This window comes from Siccibacter turicensis LMG 23730 (assembly GCF_000463155.2).
Taxonomy (GTDB): domain Bacteria; phylum Pseudomonadota; class Gammaproteobacteria; order Enterobacterales; family Enterobacteriaceae; genus Siccibacter; species Siccibacter turicensis.
In genome coordinates, this window is the sequence record NZ_AWFZ01000050.1 from 244,232 (window position 1) to 250,777 (window position 6,546).

Consider the following 6,546-nt stretch of genomic DNA (forward strand, 5'->3'; position numbering starts at 1 on the left):
GCTAAAACTCGAACTGATAGAGCAAATCGAGTGCCTGATCGACCCCAGACACGGCTTCCAGATATAGCTTAGGCATCAGGCGGTAGCGCAGGGTGAGTGTCGCCAGAGAATCAAAAATGCCCACGCCATATTTTACCTGCAGACCCGGCAGCACATAGCCGCTGACCACCACCTGGGATGAGTCTCCCACCCCTTCGGTATCCAGCGCAAGGTTGCTTACGCCAAAGGTCTCGCCGATTTTACCCACAACCTGCCCACTTTGTGCAACCCCCAGGCCAATAAGCATGGATGTCATCGCTTCGCTGTCGCTCTGCGTGCTCTCCAGTCCCTGGCCGCGAAGCAGGTAGGACAAGGCTTCCTGCTGCGACATCGCCGGATCCGAGAACACTTCGGCTTTCGGCTCATCGGCAGTACCGGTCACCCTGACGCCGGCGATCACGTCGTTTTCCGTTGCGTCAGGATTGCGGATCGCTTCGATATTCAGCAGCGGCTGGTCCGGCGGGCCGGAGAACAGCAGTTCGCCTTTGCGGACAATCAGATCCTGGCCGTAGGCGTGGAAGCGCCCTTCCGGAATGTTGATCTGCCCGTTCAGCCCCAGCCCCTGACTGTCCTGCGCCACTTTCAGATCGCCGTTCAACCGTGCTTTCAGGCCGAAGGCGTCAATGCGCACGTTGTTGCCGACGTGGACAATCAGGTTGCTGTTGATCGGAATACTGGCGCGCTGCGTCTCTTCCGGCTTGAGGTTGTTATCGAGCAGCACTTCGTCGCTGGATACCCCCACCGCGCTCTCCGGCAACTCGTGTACCACGATGCGCGCCCAGGGCACGTCCACGCGGCCGTCGAGGGTAAACAGGTTCGGCGTCGCTTCAAACACCACGTCCGGCGAGACATCGAGCCGCACCATCGGCGGTACGGTAATGCGCACGCGGCTGCCTTTGGCGGCGATACGCGCCCGCCAGTTATCAATCTGGCTCCAGTTGGCGTCGCCGCTTAGGGCGATTTCGCCCTGGCGGGTGCGCACCACACCCTGCAGGGTAGAACTCATGCCGTTGAAGTTAAGCGCCAGCTGGCTGGGCTGCATGTCAAACGGCATAAAGTTGCCGTCCACTTCGGCACCGTTGAGCTGCATCTGCCCAAACAGCTGCGGCTGCTGAACGTTGCCGCCAAGCCGCAGGGTGGCGCCCAGCGTCCCGGCCACCTTCTCACCGCGGGAGAAGATTGGGTTGACCATCGCCAGCGAGAAGTTGCGGATGTTGATATTGCCGCCGAGATTACGGCGGTTCTGCGGATCGGTCACCTCGACCTGACCGTCAAACTGGCCGTTGTTAACCAGCCGGATCAGCCAGTCGAGACGGGCGCGGTTGTTGCGCAGCTCGGCGTTGAGGTTGAGCGTATCAAAGGCTACCGGCAGCGCGGCGTCGTTCACCACCTGGGTTACCTTCACGCTGCGGCCTGACAGGCGCACCTGCCCCTGGGGCAGCCCTTCCTGGGTGGTGTCCCAGCTTACGTCGGCGTTGCCGGTAAACACCCCGCTTGCCTGGGTGGTTTCCGGCATAAAGGGCTTCAGCATCGCCAGGTCAAACCGGTTGAGATTGACCTGCGCTCGCCCTGCCGCCCCGGCGTCCACGGCTTGCGGGATGCACAGCTGCGCGTTGGGGTTATTCCAGCAGTGCGGTCCAATGTTGATCTTCTGCTCTTTGCCGCGGTAGTCGAGGGCGATGACACGACTGATGGACCAGGGGCCGACCGGGGTGTCAAAGCGGGTGTTGTTCAGGCTGCCGCGCCAGCGCTGCTCGGCGCGATCGAAGCTGCCCTGCAGATCGAGCTGCCCGGACACCGGTTCGCCCTGCACGCGCAGCGCCAGCTTGTGCTGCTTTTCGCTGCCGCTGGCATCCAGCGTCACGAGGCCGATGTTAACTCCCGGCTGCACCACGCGCTCGACGCGCAGATTCAGCTTTCCGCCAAGCTGGTCGGTCGACTTCACCTCGCCCTTCAGCTGCACCTGCGCCACGCTCAGCTCCTGCCAGCGCAGCCCACGGGCGGTCACGTCTGCCAGCAGCTCCGGGGCATCCACGGTGCCGCGAATGTTGATAAGCCCTTTTGCCGTGCCGCCAAGCCCAGGCAGCGCGTTATCCAGCTGCGGGGCGTCAATTTTCGCGTCCAGCGCCAGGGCTTTCACGCCCAGTTCGCCCTTCACGTCGGCGCGGTTAGGACCAAGCTCCAGATGCAGACCCGGAATGGTCCACTGCAGATAGCTGTTGCCCTTCAGCTGCCCGGCGACCTTAACGCGGTTCTGCTTAACGTTGCCGTCCAGCTTCAGTTCCGGTACGTCAAGCTGCCAGGTGCCGCCGTAGAGGCTGCCGCGCATCTTCATCAGGCCGTTCAGTTTTGACGGCCACTCCGGGAACTCCTTCGCGGTGTTGATGCCTTTCAGGTTCAGATCGCCGCGCCAGCTGATCGCCTGCTGCCAGTCAATCAGCGCTTTTAGCTCGGTGGTTCCCTCCAGGGCGGCCACGCGCAGGCTGTCGAGGTTGATCTGCTGCTCGTTGCCTTTCGCGTCAAGCGTGATGGTCGCCGGGGGGATCTGCGCCCCGCGCACCGCGGTTTTGAACGACAGCGCGTAGTCGGTCATCTTGCCGCTGAGCTTCAGCTTCAGATCGTCGGCCTGATACTGCCGCTCGCCGGTAAACGGCCAGTAGAGCTGCTCGCTGGTGATGTCGAGATTGAGCGGCAGCCCGGCTTCGCCCAGCCGTGTCTGCGCCCGCAGCACCATATCCACCGGCCCGGAGAGATTCACGCCGACCTCAAGCTGCTCGCGCAGCGCCCCGCCGATTTTCAGCTTCACCTTCTCGCCCTTCAGCGGCTCGACGTTGAGCGTGCTGTTAAGCGTAAGATCCACCGGCCAGCTGTTGCGCAGTTCGGCGGTGCCGCTGGCATTGAGCGTGCCCTGGTTGGCGTCGATATCCAGCGTGTCGAGGGAGGTTTTGCCGTCAACGCTGCTCACCTTCAGCAGCAGGTTGCGCACCGTCAGCTCGGTCGGGCCGGTGACGCGCAGCTGCTCGCCGCGAAATTCCTCGATATTCAGGTTGAGCGGCAGATGCACATCGGTCATCTCCGGCAGCACCGGTTTAGAGAAGAGATCCCTGAGCGTCTCGCCAAGCGGTTTCTCATCCGGCTTCGGCTGGTTGATTTTCGGATCCACCACCTCTTCCTGCGCCACTTCCGCCACCTCTGGCAGGGCGATCAGCAATCCCTGCAACGTCGTGGGGCGCAGCGTCAGGTTTTTCTCCTGCCAGCTGAGGCCGGAGGTGAAATCCATCACCGACACCAGGGTGTCGTCGATTTTGATGTTGATGTTGTTAAGCGCCACCCGGCTCAGGGTGATGGGATACGGGGTGGAGAGATCCAGCGGGCCGCTCTCCTCCTCTTCCACCTGGGCGGCGGGCGGCATTTTTTTGGTGTCCACCACCACATTGATATCGCTGAGCGAAATGTCATTCACGCACAGGCTGCTGTCACGCAGGCAGGCCAGCTTCACGCCGAGATGTACCCGCCCGGCATTGACGCTGACACCCGGACGGTCGTAGCGAATATTTTGCAGCGTCAAATCGCGCCAGCCGCCGGTGACGGTGCCAATCTCAAGCCCCGGCACCCAGCGGTTAGCGGCGTTAAACAGCAAATGAAGCCCGGTGGTGGTCCCCACCAGGAACGCCACGGTGGCGAGCAGCAGCAGAATAAATGCCAGAACCCCGAGGCTGATTTTTTTCCATAAACTCATAATTCAGGCCCCAGACCGATATAGAACTGCAGATCGTTTTTCTTCTCTTCATCGCCAATCGGGACCGCGAAATCGAGTTTTATCGGGCCGACCGGCGACTGCCAGCGCACGCCTACCCCGGCACCGGTTTTAAAGTTGCTACGGCGAATATCCATCACCGCCTCACCCGAATCGATAAAGGCCGCGCCCCACCACTTGCCGGTCACGTTGTACTGGTACTCCAGCGATCCGGTGGCGAGCTTTGAGGCGCCGGTAAGTTTGCCGTCGCTGTCTTCCGGGGAGATCGACTTGTACTTGTAGCCGCGAATGCTGCGGTCGCCGCCGGCGAAGAAGCGCAGGTCGGGCGGCACGCGATCAAAGTCGCCGGTTTCAATCCAGCCGAGATTGCCGCGCGCCACGAAGCGATGCCGGTCATACAGGGTGCGGATCCAGACGTTCTGCGCCTGCCACACCACGAAGTCGACGTCCGAGCCCCAGGCGGTGCTGGAGTAGTCCACCGAGTAGCGCTGCGAGTCGCCCCAGGTCGGCATCAGCCCACCGCGCGAGCGGGTGCGGCTTATCATCACGCCTGGATAGAGCAGCATGGTGGTGTTGGTGACGTCGCCCTGGGTAAAGTGGTCGAGGCTCCAGCGCAGGTTAATCGCCCGCTGCCAGCCGCTGGAGAGATCCCAGAAGCGCGACACCGCGAGCGTGCTGGAGTCGGCTTCGGTATCGTTCAGATCGGTACGCTTCACCCCGCCCTGCACCAGGTAATACTGTTCCAGCGGGTTCTTCAGCAGCGGAATTTTGTAGCTGAAATCAAGCTGCTGCTCCGGCGCAGAAATACTGGCGCTGGTCGAGAAGCTATGCCCGTACGAGTTGATCCACGGCTTGCGCCAGGTGGCTTTCAGCCGCGGCCCGACGTCGGTGGAGTAGCCCACCCCGGTTTCGATGGTGTTCTGGGTGCGCGGCGACACCACGCCCATCAGCGGCAGCACTTTAGTTTCGCGGGATTTCTCAAACTCCGGGGCCACGACGACTGAATTAAACCAGCCGGTGGCAGAGAGCCGCCGGTTCAGCTCGGCGAGATCGCTTGAGGTGTAGTAGTCGCCCTCATCAAACGGCACCAGGTTTTGCAGGTATTCGTCGCGGATCTGCGAATTTTTGAAGGTCACCGGCCCGAAGCGGTAGCGCTGCCCGCTGTCGTAGTCGATATCCCAGAACGCCTGATGGCGCTCCACCGCCACGCCGAGCTGGCTTTTCTTGTAGGCGCTGTCGAAGTAGCCCTTACGCAGCGCCACGCTGGTCAGCCCTTTTTTAAAGCTGTCGTAGTCATTGTGGTTCAGTACGGTGCCCACCGCAGGACGTTTTTTCAGCAGCTCGAGATAGTCTTTATCGTCGCGCGCGCCGCCGCGCAGGATGACATCGGTGCCGCCGATGCGCACCGGTTCACCGGCGCTCACTTTCGCCAGCAGCACCTGCCGTCCCCCGTTGGCCGGCGGTGGACGCAGTTCGAAATGAATGGTGGGTTCGTAATAGCCGAGGGCCTTCAGCCCTTCTCTTATCGCATCATCTACGCGGGCCTGAAACCGACGATCCGGCGTCACCTCATCGCTCTGAATCGTTGAGAGCTGGGCGCGAACGTTTTTTTGCAGCGCGCCGGATAATCCTTCAACCTGTAACCGGACCGAGGCCGCGCTGGCGGCGCCCGTCACCAGTAGCAGACTGGCAATACCTATATGTCGGAATCGTGGCACGTTCTCTCCTGAATACCCATGTTTCCACCCTGAAGGAAACGTGTTACCGCTCCGCGGCTTAACAAAACTCCAACAACTGGAGTTGAAAAAATGACGTTCGCCCAAATATTTCTTATTGTTTTAATTTAGGCGGTGTCCGGCAAAAGTCACGCCATGTCTCGCTATACGTGAGCCAGCGCGCGCCAGACCTTACTCTTTTCGCCGGCACCCTTTTTCGGCTGCCGCCGTCTTTGCCTGCTGTACGCTTCGCGTAACGCGTGGGTATTGTCCGTAAACAGGCGCCCTGTGACAACCTTAGTGAAGGTTGTTAACACATCATCTACCCACGGGAGACCATTATTGTGACCCTATTCGATAAGAACCACCTCGTATCCCGCGACGACGCGCTGCCGGGACGTAACACGCCAATGCCGGTTGCCACCCTACACGCCGTGAATGGCCACTCAATGACAAACGTCCCGGACGGGATGGAGGTCGCCCTGTTTGCGATGGGCTGCTTCTGGGGCGTGGAACGCCTGTTCTGGGCGCTGCCGGGGGTCTACAGCACCGCCGCTGGCTATACCGGGGGCTATACGCCGAACCCGACCTATCGCGAAGTGTGTTCCGGTCAGACGGGCCACGCTGAAGCGGTACGCGTGGTCTACGATCCGTCGGTCGTCTCTTACGAGCAGCTGCTGCAGGTATTCTGGGAAAACCACGATCCCGCCCAGGGGATGCGTCAGGGTAACGACCACGGCACCCAGTACCGCTCGGCGATCTATCCGCTGACGCCGGAACAGGATGCCGCCGCGCGCGCCAGCCTCGCCCGCTTCCAGGCGGCGATGGATGCGGCCGGTGACGATCGCCATATCACCACGGAGATCGTCGAGGCAACGCCGTTCTACTATGCCGAAGACGACCACCAGCAGTACCTGCACAAAAACCCGTACGGCTACTGCGGCATCGGCGGTATCGGGGTGTGCCTGCCGCCGCAGGCGTAACGTATCAGGCCCGATGATAAACAGCCCCGCTATGCGGGGCTGTTTGGTATTT

General features: G+C 61.4%; 3 protein-coding genes. 1 reads left to right on the forward strand and 2 read right to left on the reverse strand.

The features are described 5' to 3' along the window. Position 1: 1 nt before the first annotated feature. Together tamB and tamA are read right to left on the reverse strand one after the other, a co-directional pair. Positions 2–3,778 carry an autotransporter assembly complex protein TamB gene (tamB, locus tag DW58_RS17040; RefSeq protein WP_024562399.1) on the reverse strand — a complete coding sequence of 1,259 codons (3,777 nt, stop codon included), beginning with the start codon at positions 3,776–3,778 and terminating at the stop codon, positions 2–4. Further along, complete coding sequence (tamA, locus tag DW58_RS17045; protein ID WP_024548452.1) at positions 3,775–5,514, reverse strand: autotransporter assembly complex protein TamA; 1,740 nt, start codon at positions 5,512–5,514, stop codon at positions 3,775–3,777. The genes tamB and tamA overlap by 4 nt, the downstream gene beginning before the upstream one ends. A 341-nt stretch (positions 5,515–5,855) precedes the next feature. On the opposite strand from tamA, the gene msrA reads away from it, so the two are divergent. Continuing rightward, complete coding sequence (gene msrA, locus DW58_RS17050; protein ID WP_024548453.1) at positions 5,856–6,494, forward strand: peptide-methionine (S)-S-oxide reductase MsrA; 639 nt, start codon at positions 5,856–5,858, stop codon at positions 6,492–6,494. Positions 6,495–6,546: the final 52 nt, after the last annotated feature.

What these genes read in the sequence shown, in the direction of transcription:
- tamB (WP_024562399.1), bottom strand. Translation starts at nt 3,778, where the DNA reads ATGAGTTTATGGAAAAAAATCAGCCTCGGGGTTCTGGCATTTATTCTG.